Source organism: Actinacidiphila acididurans (assembly GCF_016918855.1).
Taxonomy (GTDB): Bacteria; Actinomycetota; Actinomycetes; order Streptomycetales; family Streptomycetaceae; genus Actinacidiphila; species Actinacidiphila acididurans.
This window is the reverse complement of the sequence record NZ_JADKYB010000049.1, coordinates 1-19,541: the sequence shown is the minus strand read 5'-3', so window position 1 is coordinate 19,541 and position 19,541 is coordinate 1. Positions and strand designations below refer to the sequence as shown.

The following is a 19,541-nucleotide window of genomic DNA, read 5'->3' as shown; positions in this document are numbered from 1 at the left end:
AACCGGCCCCGGGCCGCCGCGGAAGACGGCAGGACGCCTCGGTCAGGCAGCCGCGCCGGCGGCGACGACGTCGACCGCCTCGCTGGACTTCTTGGGCGCCTTGATGGTGATCCGTTCCTCGGGCGGGGACGGAACCGACGTGACAGATGTGACGGACGTGACCGCGCCCAGCAGGGGCCGCATCGGCGCGGCAGTGGTCTCGGCCGCTGCCGACTGCGAGAGCTCGGCGAGCGACAGATCGTCGCTGACCTCGCGCATCACCTCGGACATCGGGACGTCCAGTGCTTCGCAGATCGCCGAGAGCAGTTCGGAGGAAGCCTCCTTCTGCCCTCGTTCGACCTCCGACAAGTACCCGAGCGAGACCCGGGCGGACGAGGAGACCTCACGCAGGGTTCGGCCCTGGCGCTGGCGCTGCCGACGCAGCACGTCACCAAGCAGGCGACGGAGCAGGATCATCGGTGGCTCCCTCCTCGGACCGCGTAACCGCATCCTTCTCGCCCCACCGTACCGCCTCGGGCGCCGGCCGTGCGGGGAGCGATGACGTGTTCACTCAGGGCTGCAAACATCCCTTCCCCCCGTCTTCTTCCCTATCCTTGGCCGCCGGACTCATGCCGGGACCGCTATCCGTCCCGTCCGGGCGGACTCCCGGACCCGCAACCGTACTCCTTCGCAGCGCCTCCGCAAGCAGATCCAGTGCCGCAGTCACCGACGCCGACCGGATCCGGCCCCGGTCGCCGGTCAGCAGCAGCGGCGCGACCTGCGAACCTTCGGGTCCGGCCACGGCCACGAAAACCGTGCCGACCGGTTGCCCGTCCTGCGGATCGGGTCCCGCGACGCCCGTGGTCGCCACCCCCCAGTCCGCGACGAGCCGTTCCCGTACGCCCTCGGCCATCTCGCGGGCGACCTGCGGGTCCACCGCGCCCCGCTCGGCCAGCAGTGCGGCGTCCACTCCGAGGATGCGGTGCTTGAGTTCGGTGGCGTACGCGGTCACCGAGCCGCGGAAGCTGCGGGAGGCGCCGGGCACGGACGCGAACTCGGCCGCCAGCAGACCCCCCGTCAGGGACTCGGCGACGGCCACCGTGGCCCCCCGCTCGCCCAGCAGCTCCAGTACGTCCGCCGCGCCGCTCATGCGCCCCGCCGCCGTTCCGCGGCCGCCGCGGCCCTCGAACCCGCCTCCGGTACGTCCTGAGCGGCGTCCTCGGCCTCGCCCTGCCCTCGCTCGTCCCGCTGGGCCGCTCCGACCCGCTCGGCGTCCCGGCCCTGCTCGGCTCCATCCGGCTGCCCGCCCTCCCGGGCCTGCCCCGCCGCCTCCGCGCCCTCCCCGGCCAGGCCGGCCCGGCGCAGGACGATCGCCTGCTGGATGTAGTCCAGCCCCGTGCCGACGGTCAGGATCACCGCGACCGCCATGATCCAGGCCCGGATCGAGGCCAGCGGGCCGGTGAGCACGAGGATGTACATGCCCACGGCCACGCCCTGGGTGAGCGTCTTGAGCTTGCCGCCGCGGCTGGCCGGGATGACCCCGTACCGGATCACCCAGAACCGCAGCAGGGTGATGCCCAGTTCACGGGTCAGGATCACCGCCGTCACCCACCAGGGCAGGTCGCCGAGCCCGGAGAGCCCGATCAGCGCGGCCCCCATGATCGCCTTGTCCGCGATGGGGTCGGCGATCTTGCCGAAGTCGGTGACCAGGCCGTAGCGGCGGGCGAGTTCACCGTCGAAGAGGTCGGTGATCATGGCCACGCCGAAGGCCGCCCAAGCGAAGGACCGCCAGGCCGGATCGTGCCCGTCCCCGTGCACCAGCAGCAGCACGAAGCCGGGGACCAGCGCCAGCCGAATCATGGTCAGCAGGTTCGCGACGTTCCACACCCCGGGCTTGGCCGCCACGGAGGCCACCGACGCACCGGACGGACCGGCGCCCGTGCCCGCCTCGCCGCCGGTGACCGCCCCGGCGGCCGTACCAGCCGCAGCCGAGCCCGAGCCCGAAGTCGGACCCGAAGCCGAAGCCGGACCCGAGCCCGAACTCGATGCCACAGCCGCCGCGGCCAGTCCTGCCGCAACCGCAGGAACCGCCGGCACCGCTCCCGCGGAAGCCCCGCCGCCCGCACCTGCCGCCGCACCCGTCCCCGTACCGGCAGCTCCGCCCGGCCTCGGACCGCCGGAGGCACCCGCACCGGCGCCGGCCCCGCCCTTCCCGCCGGACGCGGGAGCCTTGCTCATCTGGCCGCCACCTCCGTACACGCCCCGGCATCCGGAACTCCCGCCGGAGCACCGGCGGCGAAATCCAGCGGCTCGGCGATCAGGTCCACCCCCTGTGTCCCGGTGACCTTCGCGGTGACGAACATCCCGGGCCGCAGCATCCGCGCCGGATCCGCCCCGGCAGCCCCGTCCGCAACGACCGAGGCCGGAGCCAGGCCCGGGGAGAACTCCAGCACGACCTGCCCGTCCGTCTCCGGCGCCTGGTGGTCGGCCCGCCCGGTCACCTCGCCGGTCTCCTCGTCCACCGCCTCGACCAGCACCCGCACGGTCGAGCCGAGCCGCTCCTCGGCCCGCTGCGCGGTCAGCTCCTCGGCCAGCCGGGAGACCCGGGCCAGCCGCTCGGCCACCACGTCCTCGTCGAGCTTCGTGTCGTACCCGGCGGCCTCGGTGCCCTCCTCGTCGGAGTAGCCGAACACGCCGATGGCGTCGAGCCGGGCGGCGCTCAGGAAGCGCTCCAGCTCCGCGAGGTCGTCCTCGCTCTCGCCGGGGAAGCCGACGATGAAGTTGGACCGCACCCCGGCCTCGGGCGCCTTGACGCGGATCGCGGCGAGCAGGTCGAGGAAGCGCTCCGTGTCGCCGAAGCGCCGCATCGCCCGCAGCACGCCCGGGGCCGAGTGCTGGAAGGACAGGTCGAAGTACGGGACCACGCCCGGCGTCGAGGTGAGCACGTCGATCAGGCCCGGCCGCATCTCGGCCGGCTGGAGGTAGCTGACCCGGACCCGCTCGATGCCGTCGACCGCGGCGAGTTCGGGCAGCAGCGTCTCCAGCAGCCGGATGTCGCCGAAGTCCTTGCCGTAGGAGGTGTTGTTCTCGCTGACCAGCATCACCTCCTTGACGCCCTGTCCGGCCAGCCAGCGGGTCTCGGACAGCACGTCGGCGGGGCGGCGGGAGACGAACGAGCCGCGGAAGGAGGGAATCGCGCAGAAGGTGCAGCGGCGGTCGCAGCCCGAGGCGAGCTTGACCGAGGCGACCGGGCCGCTGTCCAGCCGGCGCCGCAGCGGCGCGCGCGGGCCGGAGGGGGGTGCGACGCCCTCGGGCAGGTCGGTGAGGTCCGCCGAAGAGCCCGAAGAGCCCGAAGAGTCGGAGGAGGCGGAAGAGATGGACTCGGCCGGCTCCCCGTGCCCGGGCAGCGCCACCGCCGTGCCCTGCCGCTCGACCGGGCTGACCGGCAGCAGCTTGCGCCGGTCGCGCGGGGTGTGCGAGGCGTGGATGCCGCCGGACAGGATGGTCCGCAGCCGGTCGGAGATGTCCGTGTAGTCGTCGAAGCCGAGGACCGCGTCGGCCTCGGGCAGCGCGTCGGCGAGTTCCTTGCCGTAGCGCTCGGCCATGCAGCCGACCGCGACGACGGCCTGGGTGCGGCCGCCCTTCCCCTTGAGGTCGTTGGCCTCCAGCAGGGCGTCCACGGAGTCCTTCTTGGCCGCGTCCACGAAGCCGCAGGTGTTGACCACCGCGACGTCCGCGTCGGCGGCGTCGTCCACCAGACGCCAGCCGTCCGCCGCCAGTCGGCCGGCGAGTTCCTCGGAGTCCACCTCATTACGGGCGCAGCCGAGCGTGACAAGGGCGACGGTACGGGGTTCGGGCATGGCCTCAGCCTACCCGGAGGGTCTGCTCCCTCTGATACGCCCGCGGATACGCCCCCTGCCCGATCCGCTCCGGTGGTACGTCCGGTCGTACGCCTGCTCGCCCCGCCCGCTCGGGCGTACCCACGCATACGGTCGTACGTACGCCACCGCGTCCGTACGATCTTGTGCCCATACGTTCCCGGACCCCGGCCGCGCTCAGCCCTGTGTCGGGTCACCCGGGGTGTACGTCAGCCGTACGACCTGCCCGTCGGCGCCGGCCGGGCCCAGGTCCTTGCCGTTGACGAAGAGCTGCACCGCGCCGGCGTTCCCGACGATCAGCTTGATCTTCTTGTCGTCGGTCCAGGTGCGGGACTCGCCCTTCTTCAGGGACTTCTGGAAGAGCTGCTTGCCGTTGGAGTCGGTGGCCTGGATCCAGCTCGTGCCGGCCTCGACGCTGACCTTGACGGTCACCTTGCCGGGCGGCGCGGCGGCGATGACGCTGTTGGACGGCTGCGGCTTGGGTACCGGCGGGGCCTGGGCGCTCTGCGTCGGGGTGGCCGTGGTGGCGGTCGGCGAGGGGGTGCCGGACTTGGCGGTGGTGTCGCCGCCGCCGGACCCGCTGACGACGGTGAAGCCGACGAAGCCGACCACCGCGACGATCGCGGCGATCATGGCGGCCGTCCAGTTGGGGCGGCGCGGCTCCACCGAGCGGATCCGCTCGGCCTCGTAGACCGGGGCCACCGTGACCGGCAGGTTCTGCGGGCCGTGCTCGGCCGCGTACTGCTCGATCAGCGGATCGGGGTCGAGCCCGACCACCCGGGCGATGGCGCGGATGTGCCCGCGGGCGTAGACGTCGCCGCCGCAGCGGGAGAAGTCGTCCTGCTCGATCGCCTGCACGATGGGCACGCGCACCCGGGTGAGCGTGCTGACCTGGTCGACGGTCAGCCCGGAGGCGCGACGGGCCTGGGCCAGGGCGTGACCGACCGAAAGCCGGTCGTCGGAGGGCGAGTTGCCGATGGTCACGAGGACGCCTTTCGGGGGTGCAGCCACCTGCTGCGATCAGTCTAGGGGGGTGCGAATCGGCTGGGCGAACGAACCGCGGGGAACGTGTCCGCCATCGGACGGCCACGCGAGGACGGTCCCGTGCGGCCGGGGCACGGACCGGACCTGGGCCGGGGCCACGGCCGGTCACCGGAATCGGACCGGACCGCTTTCCCTTCCACCACATTGACGTACGAGCAGCAGCAACGGTTGCCTCAGTACCTGCCCCGAGTCCCGCGAGATCACACGTGCCGTGTCCCGGGTGTCACCCGCACCGACGCGCCCCGGCGGTCATGCGTTCGGACGATATCGGGCCACGCGTCACGCGACCCGTCACGCGCCGCCCCGGATCTCCGCCAGCACCCCGTCGATCTCGTCGGCCTTCACCAGGACGTCCCGGGCCTTGGAGCCCTCGCTGGGGCCGACGATGCCGCGCGACTCCATCAGGTCCATCAGGCGGCCGGCCTTGGCGAAGCCGACCCGCAGCTTGCGCTGGAGCATCGAGGTGGAGCCGAACTGGGTGGAGACCACCAGCTCCGCGGCCTGGCACAGCAGGTCCAGGTCGTCGCCGATCTCCTCGTCGATCTCCTTCTTCGGCCCGCCGCCGACCGTGACGTCGCTGCGGTAGCTCGGGGTGAGCTGGGCCTTGCAGTGCTCGACGACCTTGGCGACCTCGTCCTCGGTGACGAAGGCGCCCTGCATGCGGATCGGCTTGTTCGCGCCCATCGGCAGGAACAGCCCGTCACCTTTTCCGATCAGCTTCTCGGCGCCGGGCTGGTCGAGGATCACCCGGCTGTCGGCGAGCGAGGAGGTGGCGAAGGCCAGCCGGGAGGGCACGTTGGCCTTGATGAGGCCGGTGACGACGTCGACGCTGGGCCGCTGGGTGGCCAGCACCAGGTGGATGCCGGCGGCGCGGGCGAGCTGGGTGATGCGGACGATGGAGTCCTCCACGTCGCGCGGTGCGACCATCATCAGATCGGCCAGCTCGTCCACGATCACCAGCAGGTACGGATACGGGGTCAGTTGGCGCTCGCTGCCCTCGGGGGTGCGGGCCCGGCCGGAGCGCACGGCGGCGTTGAAGTCGTCGATGTGCCGGAAGCCGTACGCGGCGAGGTCGTCGTAGCGCAGGTCCATCTCGCGCACCACCCACTGCAGGGCCTCGGCGGCCCGCTTGGGGTTGGTGATGATCGGGGTGATCAGGTGCGGGATGCCCTCGTAGGCGGTCAGCTCGACCCGCTTGGGGTCGATGAGGACCATGCGCACCTCGTCCGGGGTGGCGCGGGCCATCACGGAGGTGATCAGGCAGTTGATGCAGGAGGACTTGCCGGAGCCGGTGGCGCCGGCCACCAGGACGTGCGGCATCTTCGCGATGTTGGCCATCACGTAGCCGCCCTCGACGTCCTTGCCGAGCGCGACGGTCATCGGGTGGTCCTCGCCGGCCGCGTCGGCCGAGCGCAGCACGTCGCCGAGATTGACCATCTCGCGGTCGCTGTTGGGGATCTCGATGCCGACCGCGGACTTGCCGGGGATGGGGCTGATGATCCGCACGTCGGGGCTGGCGACGGAGTAGGCGATGTTCTTGGCGAGCGCGGTGATCCGCTCCACCTTGACGGCCGCGCCGAGTTCGACCTCGTAGCGGGTGACCGTGGGACCGCGGGTGAAGCCGGTGACGCGGGCGTCGACCTTGAACTCCTTGAAGACCTGGGTGAGCGAGGCCACCACCACGTCGTTGGCGGCGCTCCTGCTGCGGCCGGGGCCGCCGCGCTCCAGCAGGTCCAGGGAGGGCAGGGAGTAGGTGATGTCGCCGGAGAGCTGCAACTGCTCGGCCCGCGGCGGCAGCGGTTCGCCGGCCGGCGGTGCGGTGTCCTTGGTGAGGTCGGGCACCGCGGCCCCGTCGTCGTCCGCGGGGCGGGTGTCGCGCTCCTGGGTGCGCGCGGCGGGCACCGGCTTGGTGAGGCGCCCGGCCAGGTCGGTGACCAGGGGGCTGGGCTGGACCCCGTGCAGCACCGCGCCGTCCAGGGCCGCGGCGGCGGCCGCCGCGATGTCCACCGCGTCGGGCTCTGCGTTTGCGGTGGCCGGCTGTCCGTCGGGGCGGCGCCGGGGGCGGCGGCGCGCCTTGGGCTCGGGGGGCGCCTCGGCGGGCGAGCCGGCCGGGTCGTTGTCCACGTCGTACGGTTCGTCGCCGCCGTCGGCCGCGTCCTTGCCGCGGCCCGCGTTCTTGGTCGCGCCCTTGGCCGGCTCCTGCTTGGTGAAGCGCAGCGGCAGCCGCCGCACCGGCGACTCCGCCTGCTCGCCGCCCGCGACGCGGCCGTCCCCGAAGCCGTCCGGGTCCTCGGCGAGGAAGTCCTCCAGCGGTACGGCGTCGGGGTCCGGGGGCGGCGCGTACAGGCCCAGGCGGGCGCCGATGTGGCGCAGCCGCTGCGGGATGGTGTTGACCGGGGTGGCGGTGACCACCAGCAGCCCGAAGAGGGTGAACAGCAGCAGCAGGGGGACGGCCAGGAACACGCCGACGGTGTAGAGCAGCGGGGAGGCGACGCTCCAGCCGATCAGGCCGCCGGCGTGGCGCATCGCCGTGGCGCCGTCGCCGCGGGTGGGCGAGCCGCAGGCGATGTGCAGCAGGCCGATGGTGCCGAGGAACAGCGCGGACAGGCCGATGACGATCCGTCCGTTGGCCTCGGGCTGTTCCGGGTGGCGCATCAGGCGCACGGTGACGGCCCCGAGCAGCAGGGGCACCAGCAGGTCGAGCCGGCCGAACGCGCCGGTGATCAGGAGGTCGACCAGGTCGCCGACCGGGCCGTGCAGCAGGTTGGACCAGGTGCCGGCGGCGACCACCAGGGTCAGGCCGAGCAGGGCCAGGGCCAGGCCGTCCTTGCGGTGGGCCGGGTCCAGGCCGCGGGCGCCGCGTCCTATACCACGGAAGATCGCTCCGACGGTGTGCGCCAGGCCGAGCCACAGGGCGCGGATCAGCCGCAGCACGGGGTTCATGGGCGAAGGAGCCGCTTTGGGCGCCGGTTTGGCCGCCGCGGCCTTCTTGGCGGGCGGCGGTCCCGCGGGCTTCTTCGCGGCGGCCTTCTTGGCGGCAGGCTTCGCCGGGGCGTTCTTGGCGGTGCCGGACGTACGGGAGGCCATGGCGATGAGGTTACCGCCCTTGTGATCGGGGGACATGCGTGCCTGTGGATACGCCCGTTCGTGTCGGCCCACCGGCAGTCGTCCGGTTGACGCCACGTCAACCGGATTCGGTGGTCACACACTTTCGGCTGACTTCACGCTCTTTCGGGTGACTTCACGGTGTCAGGTCGACGAACACCGGCGGGCGGAGGCGGCGACGAGCCCACACGCACGGACACGCGACGACGTACAGCACGACATGCATCACGACGTACAGACGCCCGTCACAACGGACGGACGTCAGAGGTACGTCGGGACGTCCAGCGGCGTGCGGGCAAGCCCGACCAGCGGCCGATGGCCGCGCAGCGGCGGCTACTCGGCCGGCGGCAGCCTGACCCCGTTGTCGCCGCCGGTGCCCGGCTCCAGCGCGTCCAGCGCCCGGCGCAGCCCAGTGAGCTTGCGCTCAAGGTGGGCGGCGGTGGCCACGGCCGCGGCGTCGCCGGACTCGCCGAGCTGCTTGCTCAGCGCCTCGGCCTGCTCCTCGACGGCGGCCAGCCGCGCGGACAGCTCGGCCAGCAGCCCGGCCGATTCCTTGCCGCTGCCGGACCCGTCCGTGGGCAGGCCCTGCTCCAGCTGCAGCCGCAGCAGCCCGGCCTGTTCGCGCAGCTGCACGTTCTTCATGTAGAGGTCCACGAAGACCGACACCTTGGCGCGCAGCACCCACGGGTCGAACGGCTTGGAGATGTAGTCCACCGCGCCGGCCGCGTAGCCGCGGAAGGTGTGGTGCGGGCCGTGGTTGATGGCGGTCAGGAAGATGATCGGGATGTCCCGGGTGCGTTCGCGCCGCTTGATGTGCGCGGCCGTCTCGAAGCCGTCCATGCCCGGCATCTGCACGTCGAGCAGGATCACCGCGAAATCGTCGGTGAGCAGCGCCTTCAGAGCCTCTTCCCCGGACGATGCCCGCACCAGTGTCTGATCGAGCGCCGAGAGGATCGCCTCCAGCGCCAGCAGATTCTCCGGCCGGTCATCGACCAGGAGGATCTTGGCCTTCGGCACCATGGCCCGTCCTCCTCGCCCCGGCATCGTGCCGGTCGCCGCCCCCGGGTACGACTCCGTCATGCCGCCCGTCCTTGTGCCGGTCATGGTAGTCGCACCCCGCCGTTCGCCACACCCTGTCACCGCCAGGTCACTCAACACACACCGCAAACGCAGGCGGAAACCAGAAGGTTCCCCGCTTCCGGGACCGCCACACCTCGCCGGGCACACCAGTCGCCACGAGTTGGCGCCAGTCGGCGCCCGGTCGGCGAAGGACCGGTGGACCGGTCCCTCACCGGCCCGCGGGCCGGACCGATGCGCCGCCGTGGACACGGCGGCCCGGACGTACCGGGCCCACCGCGACCGCGCTCAGCGTGCGTGCATCCACTGTTCCATGAGAGTGAGCAGATGATCGGTGTCGACAGGCTTCGTCACATAATCCGACGCTCCTGATTCGATGGTCTTTTCACGATCCCCCTTCATTGCCTTCGCAGTGAGGGCGATGATCGGCAGCCCGGCGAACTGCGGCATCTTGCGAATCGCCGCAGTCGTGGCGTACCCGTCCATCTCGGGCATCATGATGTCCATCAGTACGATCGCGATGTCGTCGTGCTGCTCCAGCACCTCGATGCCCTCGCGGCCGTTCTCCGCGTACAGCACCGTCAGCCCGTGCTGCTCCAGCACGCTGGTGAGCGCGAAGACGTTGCGGATGTCGTCGTCCACGATCAGCACGACCTCGCCGCTGAAGCCGCCGGAGAAGCCGGGGTAGCCCCCGGCCTGCTCCTGTTCGGCCCACGGCTCGTGGGCCGGGGCCTGCGGCGCGGGCGCGGAGCCGTTGACCGGGGTCCGCGGGGCGGGCGCCACGCCGTTGCTGCCGGGGGCCGGCTGCGGGGCGGGCTGGGCCGAGCTGCGGCGCAGCCGGGCCAGGCTGCTGCCCGGGCCGCGGGTGCGCGAGGGCGCGGCCTGCTCGGCGCCCTCCTCGGCCGCCGCGCCCTGTCCGTTGCCCGCCTGCTGGGAGCCGGCCGCCGGCGGCACGTCGCCCATGCTCAGCGGCAGGTACAGGGTGAACGTCGAGCCGCGGCCGGGCTGGCTGTCGGCGTGGATCTCACCGCCGAGCAGCCGCGCGATCTCCCGGCTGATCGACAGGCCCAGGCCCGTCCCGCCGTACTTGCGGCTGGTGGTGCCGTCGGCCTGCTTGAACGCCTCGAAGATCACCCGCATCTTGCCGGCCGCGATGCCGATGCCGGTGTCGGTCACCGAGAACGCGATCAGCGGCTGGTCCGGCTCGCGCAGGGTGCCCGCCTCCAGCAACTGCTCCCGGATGGACTGCGGCACCTCGCTGCCGGCCGGGCGGATCACCAGCTCCACCGACCCGGAGTCGGTGAACTTCACCGCGTTGGACAGCAGGTTGCGCAGCACCTGGAGCAGCCGCTGCTCGTCGGTGTGGAGCGTCACCGGCAGCTCCGGGGAGACCCGCACCGAGAAGTCCAGGCCCTTCTCCGCGGTCAGCGGCCGGAAGGTGGCCTCCACGTAGTCCACCAGCTGCACCAGCGCGATCCGGGTCGGCGAGACGTCCATCTTGCCGGCCTCGACCTTCGACAGGTCCAGGATGTCGTTGATCAGCTGGAGCAGGTCGGAGCCGGCGCCGTGGATGGTCTGGGAGAACTCGACCTGCTTGGGCGAGAGGTTCCCGTCGGCGTTGTCCGCCAGCAGCTTGGCCAGGATCAGCAGCGAGTTGAGCGGGGTGCGCAGCTCGTGCGACATGTTGGCCAGGAACTCGGACTTGTAGCGCATGGAGACCGCGAGCTGCTCGGCGCGCTCCTCCAGCACCTGCCGGGCCTCCTCGATCTCGGTGTTCTTCACCTCGATGTCGCGGTTCTGCCGGGCCAGCAGCGCGGCCTTCTCCTCCAGCTCCGAGTTGGACGCCTCCAGCGCCCGCTGCCGGTTCACCAACTCCGCCGAGCGCTCCTGGAGTTGCTCGGTCAGCTCCTGGGACTGCTTGAGCAGCCCCTCGGTCTTGGTGTTCACCGAGATCGTGTTGACGCTGATCGCGATCATGTCGGTGATCTGGTTGAGGAAGTCCTTCTGGATCTGGGTGAACGGCTGGAACGCGGCCAGTTCGATCACGCCCAGCACCCGGCCCTCGAACAGCACCGGCAGCACGATCACGTGCGACGGCGGCGCCTCGCCGAGCCCGGAGACGATCTTCAGGTAGCCGGGCGGCGCGGACTCCACCAGGATCGGCCGCTTCTCCACCGCGGCCTGCCCGATCAGGCCCTCACCGGGCAGGAAGCGGGTGGACATCGTCTTGTTGGAGAAGGCGTACGAGCCGATCAGCTTCAGTTCGTACTCCTCGCCGGCCTCGCTGGCCTCCTCGGCCAGGAAGAACGCGCCGTGCTGGGCCGAGACCACCGGGGTCAGCTCGCTCATGATCAGCGCGCCCACGTCGCCCAGGTCGCGGCGCCCCTGCATCAGACCGGAGATCCGCGCCAGGTTGCCCTTGAGCCAGTCCTGCTCCTTGTTGGCCAGCGTGGTCTCGCGCAGCCGGACGATCATCGTATTGATGTAGTCCTGCAGCTCCAGGATCTCCCCGGCCGCGTCCACGTCGATCCGCAGGTTCAGGTCGCCGCGGGTCACCGCGGTGGCCACCTGCGCGATGTTGCGCACCTGGCTGGTCAAGTTGTTGGCCATCAGGTTCACCGATTCGGTGAGGTCCTTCCAGATGCCGGAGACCCCCGGCACCCGCGCCTGACCGCCCAGCCGGCCCTCCGTACCCACCTCGCGGGCCACCCGGGTGACCTCGTCACCGAAGGCGGACAGCTGTCCCACCATCGTGTTGATCGTGGTCTTCAGCTCCAGGATCTCGCCGCGCGCGTCCACGTCGATCTTCTTGGACAGGTCGCCGCGCGCCACCGCCGTGGTGACCTGGGCGATCTGCCGCACCTGGCCGGTGAGGTTGGAGGCCATGCCGTTGACGGACTCGGTGAGGTCCTTCCAGGTGCCCGCCACGCCCGGCACCCGGGCCTGGCCGCCGAGGATGCCCTCGGTGCCCACCTCGCGGGCCACCCGGGTCACCTCGTCACCGAACGCCGACAGCGTGTCGACCATGGTGTTGATGGTGTTCTTCAGCTCGAGGATCTCGCCCTTGGCGTCGACGTCGATCTTCTTCGTCAGGTCGCCGTTGGCGACGGCGGCGGCCACCGACGAGATCGACCGCACCTGGTTCGTCAGGTTGTTCGCCATCAGGTTGACGTTGTCGGTCAGGTCCTTCCAGATGCCCGAGGCGTCGCGGACCCGGGCCTGGCCGCCGAGCTTGCCCTCGGTGCCCACCTCGCGGGCCACCCGGGTCACCTCGTCACCGAACGCCGACAGGGTGTCCACCATCTGGTTCACGGTGATGACCAGGGCCAGCACCTCGCCCTTGGCGTCCACCGTGATCTTCTTGGACAGGTCGCCCTGGGCGACCGCGGTGGTCACCTCGGCGATGTTGCGGACCTGGCTGGTGAGGTTGTTCGCCATGAAGTTGACGGACTGGGTGAGGTCCTTCCACGTCCCGGCGACGCCCTTGACCTCGGCCTGGCCGCCGAGGATCCCCTCGGTGCCGACCTCCCGGGCCACCCGCGTGACCTGCTCGGCGAACGAGGAGAGCTGGTCGACCATCGTGTTCAGGGTGTTCTTCAATTCGAGGATCTCGCCCTTGGCGTCCACGTCGATCTTCTGCGACAGGTCACCGCGGGCCACCGCGGTCGCCACCTGGGCGATGCCGCGGACCTGGGCGGTCAGGTTGCCCGCCATGAAGTTCACCGAGTCCGTCAGGTCGCGCCACACGCCGGCCACCCCGGGCACCTGCGCCTGACCGCCGAGCCTGCCGTCCGTACCCACTTCGCGGGCCACCCGCGTGACCTGCTCGGCGAAGGACGAGAGCTGGTCGACCATCGTGTTGATGGTGTTCTTCAGCTCCAGGATCTCCCCGCGCGCGTCCACGTCGATCTTCTGCGACAGGTCGCCGCGCGCCACCGCTGTGGTGACCTGCGCGATCTGCCGCACCTGGGAGGTGAGGTTGCCGGCCATGAAATTGACCGAATCCGTCAGGTCCTTCCAGGTGCCGCTGACGCCGTCCACCCGGGCCTGACCGCCGAGGCGCCCCTCGGTGCCCACGTCGGTGGCCATCCGCGTCACCTGCGCGGAGAACGAGCCGAGCTGGTCCACCATCCGGTTCACGGTGTTCTTCAGCTCCAGCATCTCGCCGGAGACGTCCACCGTGACCTTCTGCGACAGATCACCATTGGCGACCGCCGTCGTCACCTGCGCGATGTTGCGGACCTGGCCGGTCAGGTTCCGGAAGGCGGTGTTGACCGAATCCGTCAGGTCCTTCCAGGTGCCCGCGGCCCCCGGCACCTGCGCCTGACCACCGAGGATGCCCTCGACGCCGACCTCGCGGGCCACCCGCGTCACCTCGGCGCCGAACGCCGAGAGCTGGTCGACCATGGTGTTCACGGTGTTCTTCAGTTCCAGCATCTCGCCGGAGACGTCCACCGTGACCTTCTGCGACAGATCGCCATTGGCGACCGCCGTCGTCACCTGCGCGATGTCCCGCACCTGCGCGGTCAGGTTCCGGAAGGCGGTGTTCACCGAATCGGTGAGGTCCTTCCAGGTGCCCGCGGCTCCCGGCACCTGAGCCTGACCGCCGAGCTGGCCCTCCGCGCCGATCTCGCCCGCCACGCGGGTCACCTCGTCGGCGAAGATCCGCAGCGTCTCGGTCATCGCGTTGATCGTCTCGGCGAGCTGCGCCACCTCGCCGCGCGCCCCGATGGTGATCTTCTGCGTCAGGTCGCCGTTGGCCACCGCCGTGGTGACCTGCGCGATGTCCCGTACCTGCGCGGTCAGGTTCCCGGCCATCGTGTTGACCGAGTCCGTCAGGTCCTTCCACACCCCGGCCACGCCCGGCACCTGCGCCTGGCCGCCCAGCTCGCCCTCGGTGCCCACCTCGCGGGCCACCCGGGTCACCTCCGAGGAGAAGGACGCGAGCTGGTCCACCATCGAGTTGACGGTGTTCTTCAGCTCCAGCATCTCTCCCGCGACATGCACGGTCACCTTGCGTGACAGGTCACCCTTGAGGACGGCCTGCGTGACCAGAGCGATGTCGCGCACCTGTGCGGTCAGCCGATACGCCATGGTGTTGACGGAGTCCGTCAGGTCCTTCCAGGACCCCGACATCCCTCGCACCTTCGCCTGGCCGCCGAGCTTGCCCTCGGTGCCGACCTCGCTGGCCACCCGCGTCACCTCGTCGGTGAACGCCGAGAGCTGGTCCACCAGCCCGTTGACCGTACGGCCCACCTTCAGGAACTCCCCGCGCAGCGGATGCGCCGACCCGTCCGCGTTCTGCGCCCGCAGGTCCATCCGCTGCTCCAGGTCGCCCTCGGCCACCGCCGACAGCACCCGGCCCACCTCGGACACCGGCCGCACCAGGTCGTCCACCAGCGCGTTGCCCGCCTCCACGGCCGCCGCCCAGGAGCCCTCGCAGGCCCCGGTCTCCAGCCGCTCCGTCAGCTTGCCCTCCCGGCCGACCACCCGCCGCACCCGCGCCAGCTCACCGGTGAGGTGCTGATTACGGTCCGCGACCTCGTTGAAGACAGCCGCGATCTCCGCCATGACGCCGTCCCCGGACACCGTCAGCCGCTTGCGGAAGTTTCCGTCCCGCATCGCCGACAGCGCCCCGACCAGCTTCAGGAGCGCAGCCGAATCGACTTCTACGGTCCCGCCGGAGCGGGATCGTCCGTTCTTCGTACGCGTGACCGTGCCCCGCGCCGATGCGCCAGACTCCACCGTGGTCCCTCCTGGAGGGTCATGCAGACCCGCAGACGTGCATCCTTGCTTCCCGCGCAACTTTGCCACCGGCCGCCCAGCAAGCATGCCCAGTGTTTCACCATGGCCCCGCCGGGCCATAACAGTTCGGCAGCATCGCTCGGAACCCGGGGAAGCTTTCGGGGCGGAAACACCCGCAACCGGCGCACACGCGCTCGGCGTGGGTAAGTAACCTGGCATCGGGTTGCCCGCGCCCCGGCGGGCGTACACCTCTGGGGAGCCGCGGGTGAGAATTGAGCAGCGCGGCGGCGGTACCGCCACGGACGCCGCGGGTGCTCCGGCCCCCGTACGGGCGGCCGCGACCGACCCGGCGGGCGTGGCGGACCCGGCGGGCGTGAAGAAGCCGGCGGGCGTGAAGAAGCCGGAGAACGCGGTGGACCCGGCGGACCCGGTGGTTCCGGCGGAACGAATGCGAAGGAGTGCAGTGATCACGGCGCGGGCAGCGGCCACCTTCGAACCGGTGGGGCGGTCGGTCGCGGTGGCGCGCGCATTCGTCCGCGACACCCTCCAGGGCTGGGGATACGCCGACGTCGTCGACGACGCCGTGGTCCTGACCAGCGAACTCGTCACCAACGCGGTGATCCACGCGGGCACCGCCGCGGACGTGCAGTGCCTGCGGTACGAGTCCGCGGTCCGCGTCGAGGTCGCCGACCACTACCCCGAGCGCGAGGTGCCGCTCCAGGGCCGCGGCCGGCCCTTCCGCGACAGCGACAACGAAGGCGGGCGCGGACTGCTGCTGTGCGCCGCCCTCGCCAGCCGCTGGGGCGTGGAGTACACCCCGTCCGGCAAGCACGTCTGGTTCCAGCTCGACCTGCCCGAACGCCCGGCCGGCACCCACGCCGCCGGACCGCCGCTGCCCACCGCCGAGCTGCCCGTCGCCGACGAGCGCGTCCGGGTCGCCGTGGTCCAGGTGGACCGTGATGGCGCGATCACCCGCTGGAACGAGGACGCGACCGAGCTTTTCGGCCACCCCGCCGCCGAGGTGCTCGGCAAGTCCCTGACCGACCTCACCGCCTGGCCGCAGACCCCCGGCACCGGCATCGGCCTGGCCGAGGCCCTCCAGCTCTCCCGCTGGGAGGGCACGTACGGCCTGCGCGCCGCCGACGGCCGCGTGCTGTCCGTGTACGGCTCGCACCTGCGGGTACGCGACACCGGCGGCGAGCCCTCCACGGTCTGCCTGCTGGTGCGCGCCGAGGAACGCGCGGTGCTCCAGACCCCGCCGCGCGGGCCCTCCGCCGCCGACACCGGACCCGGCCGACGCGGCCGCGGCGCCGACGCCTTCGAGGGCTTCATCGGCTCCCCCGCCCCCGACGACCTGGACGGCCTGCTCCAGCGCACCGTCGAACGCGCCCGCGACATGCTCGACGGCGACGCCGCGTACCTGCTGCTGGCCACCGACGACGAGACCGAGCTGGAGGTACGCGCCTCCACCGGCCTGCCCTCCGCCCGCCAGCGGTTCGCCCGCGTCCCCGTCGAAGCTGGCACCGGACGCTACGGCAGCGCCCGCATGCCCGCCGTCCACGAGGACCTGACCGCAGTCCCCGGCGCCGTACCGCTGCTGTCCGGCACCGGGATGCGCTCGGTCGTCACCGTGCCGCTGAAGGTCGAGGGCCGCCTCACCGGCTCCCTCGGGGTCGCCGCCGAGGCACCGGGCCGCTTCTCCAACCAGGAGGCGCTGCGGCTCCAGTTCGCCGCCGACCGCATCGCGCTGGCTGTCGAGAGCGCCCGCCTGACCGAACTGGAACGGCTGCGCCGCGGCTCGCTGTCCTTCCTCGTCGAGGCCTCCGACCTGCTGGCCGGCACCCTGGAACGGGACCAGACGCTGGCCCTGATGGCCCAGATGACCGTGCCCACCCTGGCGAGTTGGTGCGCCGTCTACACCATCGCCGAGCAGTCCGAACCGGAACTGGCGTTCGTCCTGCACGAGGACGAGGACCGCATCGACGGCATCAAGGCCCTGCTCTCCCAGGTCCGCCCGCCCGAGCCCGACCCGACTCCGGGCGCCCGGATGTGGACCGCGCCCTCCGACGCCGCCCACTCCAGCGCCCTGCGTGCCTCCCTGCGCAGCCTCGGCGTCGGCTCCTCCACCGGCGGGCGCCCCGCCAGCGCCCCCGGCATCGCCCTGGCCACCGCGGCGGCCGTCGGCGGCGAGACCGTCGTCCTGCCGCTGGTCGCCCGCAACCGCGTCATCGGCATGCTCACCCTCGGCAAACCCACCGACGAACGCTTCCGCCAGGAGATCCTGGAACTCGCCGAGGACCTGTCCCGCCGCGCCGCCCTGGCGCTGGACAACGCCCGCCTCTACAGCGAGCGCACCGCCATCAGCCAGGCCCTCCAGCGCAGCCTGCTGCCCCCGGAACTGCCGCACGTCCCCGGCGTCGAGGTCGAGGTCGTCTACCGCGCGGCCGGCGAGGGCAACGAGGTCGGCGGCGACTTCTACGACCTGTTCCCGATCCGCGACGGCTGCTGGGGCTTCGCCATCGGCGACGTGTGCGGTACGGGCCCGGAGGCCGCGGCCGTCACGGGCCTGGCCCGGCACGCCCTGCGCCTGCTCGCCCGCGAGGGCTTCGGCGGCCCCGCGGTCCTGGAGCGCCTGAACGCCGCCATCCTCGACGAGGGCGCCCGCAGCCGCTTCCTGACCCTCCTGTACGGCGAGTTGTGGCCGCAGCAGGACGGCAGCGCAGTGCTGCGCATGGTCTGCGCCGGCCACCCCCTGCCGCTGCGGCTGCGCCCGGACGGCACCGTGGAACCGGCCGCCGACCCGCAGCCCCTGCTCGGCGTCCTGGAGGACCTGGAGCTCGCCGAACAGACCGTCACCCTCGACCCCGGTGACGTCCTGCTGTGCGTCACCGATGGCGTCACGGAACGCCGCGAGGGCTCCCGCATGCTCGGCGACGACGGCCTGGCCGATGTCCTCGCCGCATGTACGGGCCTGACGGCCGGCGCGGTCGCGTCCCGCATCCAGCGCGCGGTGGAACGCTTCGCCTCCGACGCGCCCTCGGACGACATGGCGATCCTGGCGATGCGCCTGCCGTCCCCGCCGCCGTCCCGCTGATTCAGTCCGCTGAATTTGTACGGTGCCGGTCCGCTCCCCGAGGGGCGGCCGGCACCGGCGTCACTTCACGCGGACAGGTGACGCGCGGATACGTGACGCGTATATACGTGAAAAGGCCCCCGCCTGGTGGCGGGGGCCTTCCCCATCGGAGCCCCAATACGGAATCGAACCGTAGACCTTCTCCTTACCATGGAGACGCTCTACCGACTGAGCTATTGGGGCGCAGCGACGGGACGATCTTATCCCATGAACGGGTGTGCGGTGAACCGCTGTCGGGGCCTCCGGCGGAGGTCCTGGCGCCGGCTCAGATCAGGCCGCCCAGCGCGTTGCAGGCATCCGCGACGTGCGTGAGTTCTCGCTGCGTGAGCCCGGAGTGCACCGGCAGCGTCAGGCTGTCGGCGGCCACCAACTCGGTGTGCGGCAGGTAGGGCATGGACTCCGAGCGGTGGGCGGGGAGTCGGTGCACGGGGACGGGGACGCTCACCGAGGCCCGTACGCCGCGCCTGGCCAGGGCGGCCGCGAAGGCGTCGCGGTCCGGCCGGCCGTTGCCCGGGACCCGGACGGTGTACTGGTGGTACAGGTGGCGCACACCGGGCTCGGCGTAGGGGACGATCACTCCGGTCAACGCCGAGTCCAGGAAGCGCGCGTGGGCCCGCCGGCGCGCCACGGCGCCCGCGTCCTCGTTCGACGGCGCCTCCTCGACCAGCGCGAGCGCCCAGCGCTCGGCCAGCGCGCTCAGCCGGGCCACGGGCGCCGGGTGCCCGAAGACGTTGACGGGCAGGATCGCGGCCGTCCGCGAGGTGACGCTCGCGGCCACCGCGTCGGGGTCCAGGCAGAAGGTCCGCGGGTCGATGTCCGCGAACACCGGTACGGCGCCGACCAGTCGTACGGCGTCGGCCGGCGCGCCGGGCCCGAAGGACGGGACGATGACCTCGTATCCGGCACCGATTCCGAGGCCCACGAGGGCATCGCGCAGAGCGGCGGCCGTCATGTCCGATGCAATCCTGTGCCGTCGGCCGGCAGTCGTCATCTGCTGCACGTCTCCACACCTCCGCCTGTCCCGGGGCGCCCAGCGTCTCGGCAGGATGTGAACACGGGGTGACGAACAGCGAAAAAGCCTCGGCCTCCGGGACAAAGTCCAGGAGACCGAGGCTTTCTCAAAAATTGTTCGGCGGCGTCCTACTCTCCCACAGGGTCCCCCCTGCAGTACCATCGGCGCTAAAAGGCTTAGCTTCCGGGTTCGGAATGTAACCGGGCGTTTCCCTCTCGCTATGACCACCGAAACACCACGAAACACCACCCCACACCCACCCCGCACTACAGGGCCGATGGTTGTGGGATTGCTGGTTGTTTCAGAACCACACAGTGAACGCGAGCGCCTGAGGACAAGCCCTCGGCCTATTAGTACCGGTCAGCTCCACACCTTACGATGCTTCCACATCCGGCCTATCAACCCGGTCGTCTACCGGGAGCCTTACCCCCTCAAAGGAGATGGGAGTCCTCATCTCGAAGCAGGCTTCCCGCTTAGATGCTTTCAGCGGTTATCCCTCCCGAACGTAGCCAACCAGCCATGCCCTTGGCAGAACAACTGGCACACCAGAGGTCCGTCCGTCCCGGTC

10 protein-coding genes, 1 tRNA gene and 2 rRNA genes are annotated in these 19,541 nt (G+C 71.5%); 1 reads left to right on the top strand and 12 read right to left on the bottom strand.

Annotated elements, in window-relative coordinates:
* Window positions 1-42: 42 nt before the first annotated feature.
* The 8 genes from ITX44_RS40465 to ITX44_RS40430 form a co-directional block, all read right to left on the bottom strand.
* Window positions 43-456 (bottom strand): helix-turn-helix domain-containing protein, encoded by a 414-nt coding sequence (locus ITX44_RS40465; protein WP_205365217.1) that lies wholly within the window; start codon window positions 454-456, stop codon window positions 43-45.
* A 94-nt stretch (window positions 457-550) separates the two neighbouring features.
* Window positions 551-1,129 carry a CinA family protein gene (locus ITX44_RS40460; RefSeq protein WP_205365216.1) on the bottom strand — a complete coding sequence of 193 codons (579 nt, stop codon included), beginning with the start codon at window positions 1,127-1,129 and terminating at the stop codon, window positions 551-553.
* Window positions 1,126-1,893, bottom strand: coding sequence for a CDP-diacylglycerol--glycerol-3-phosphate 3-phosphatidyltransferase (gene pgsA / locus ITX44_RS40455; protein ID WP_372441113.1), 768 nt, complete (start codon window positions 1,891-1,893; stop codon window positions 1,126-1,128). The genes ITX44_RS40460 and pgsA overlap by 4 nt, the downstream gene beginning before the upstream one ends.
* Before the next feature lie 320 nt (window positions 1,894-2,213).
* The gene (rimO, locus tag ITX44_RS40450; RefSeq protein WP_205365212.1) at window positions 2,214-3,839 is read right to left on the bottom strand and encodes a 30S ribosomal protein S12 methylthiotransferase RimO; all 1,626 of its coding nucleotides are present in this window, start codon (window positions 3,837-3,839) and stop codon (window positions 2,214-2,216) included.
* 195 nt (window positions 3,840-4,034) lie between these two features.
* Window positions 4,035-4,841 carry a helix-turn-helix domain-containing protein gene (locus ITX44_RS40445; RefSeq protein WP_205365210.1) on the bottom strand — a complete coding sequence of 269 codons (807 nt, stop codon included), beginning with the start codon at window positions 4,839-4,841 and terminating at the stop codon, window positions 4,035-4,037.
* 351 nt (window positions 4,842-5,192) lie between these two features.
* Window positions 5,193-8,024, bottom strand: coding sequence for a DNA translocase FtsK (locus tag ITX44_RS40440; RefSeq protein ID WP_205365208.1), 2,832 nt, complete (start codon window positions 8,022-8,024; stop codon window positions 5,193-5,195).
* A 315-nt stretch (window positions 8,025-8,339) separates the two neighbouring features.
* Window positions 8,340-9,026, bottom strand: coding sequence for a response regulator (locus ITX44_RS40435; protein WP_205365223.1), 687 nt, complete (start codon window positions 9,024-9,026; stop codon window positions 8,340-8,342).
* 345 nt (window positions 9,027-9,371) lie between these two features.
* Window positions 9,372-14,828: a HAMP domain-containing protein gene (locus ITX44_RS40430; RefSeq protein ID WP_205365206.1), complete on the bottom strand. Its 5,457-nt coding sequence runs from the start codon at window positions 14,826-14,828 to the stop codon at window positions 9,372-9,374.
* Window positions 14,829-15,276: 448 nt separating this feature from the next.
* Between ITX44_RS40430 and ITX44_RS40425 the strand changes: the two genes are divergently transcribed.
* A complete protein-coding gene (locus tag ITX44_RS40425) occupies window positions 15,277-17,922 on the top strand; it encodes a SpoIIE family protein phosphatase (RefSeq protein ID WP_205365221.1) in 2,646 nt (881 codons plus the stop codon).
* 149 nt (window positions 17,923-18,071) lie between these two features.
* On the opposite strand, the gene ITX44_RS40420 is transcribed toward ITX44_RS40425, so the two are convergent.
* The 4 genes from ITX44_RS40420 to ITX44_RS40405 all read right to left on the bottom strand — a co-directional run.
* Window positions 18,072-18,144: transfer RNA gene (locus ITX44_RS40420), tRNA-Thr, on the bottom strand.
* Between the two features lie 82 nt (window positions 18,145-18,226).
* Window positions 18,227-18,952 (bottom strand): DegT/DnrJ/EryC1/StrS family aminotransferase, encoded by a 726-nt coding sequence (locus tag ITX44_RS40415; protein ID WP_205365219.1) that lies wholly within the window; start codon window positions 18,950-18,952, stop codon window positions 18,227-18,229.
* A 136-nt stretch (window positions 18,953-19,088) separates the two neighbouring features.
* Window positions 19,089-19,205: ribosomal RNA gene (gene rrf / locus ITX44_RS40410) — 5S ribosomal RNA — on the bottom strand.
* Window positions 19,206-19,303: 98 nt separating this feature from the next.
* Window positions 19,304-19,541: ribosomal RNA gene (locus ITX44_RS40405) — 23S ribosomal RNA — on the bottom strand; the annotation flags it as partial.

What these genes read in the sequence shown, in the direction of transcription:
- ITX44_RS40415 (WP_205365219.1), bottom strand. Translation starts at nt 18,952, where the DNA reads ATGACGACTGCCGGCCGACGGCACAGGATTGCATCGGACATGACGGCC.
- ITX44_RS40425 (WP_205365221.1), top strand. Translation starts at nt 15,277, where the DNA reads ATGCGAAGGAGTGCAGTGATCACGGCGCGGGCAGCGGCCACCTTCGAA.
- ITX44_RS40440 (WP_205365208.1), bottom strand. Translation starts at nt 8,024, where the DNA reads ATGTCCCCCGATCACAAGGGCGGTAACCTCATCGCCATGGCCTCCCGT.
- ITX44_RS40435 (WP_205365223.1), bottom strand. Translation starts at nt 9,026, where the DNA reads ATGGTGCCGAAGGCCAAGATCCTCCTGGTCGATGACCGGCCGGAGAAT.
- rimO (WP_205365212.1), bottom strand. Translation starts at nt 3,839, where the DNA reads ATGCCCGAACCCCGTACCGTCGCCCTTGTCACGCTCGGCTGCGCCCGT.
- ITX44_RS40465 (WP_205365217.1), bottom strand. Translation starts at nt 456, where the DNA reads ATGATCCTGCTCCGTCGCCTGCTTGGTGACGTGCTGCGTCGGCAGCGC.
- ITX44_RS40460 (WP_205365216.1), bottom strand. Translation starts at nt 1,129, where the DNA reads ATGAGCGGCGCGGCGGACGTACTGGAGCTGCTGGGCGAGCGGGGGGCC.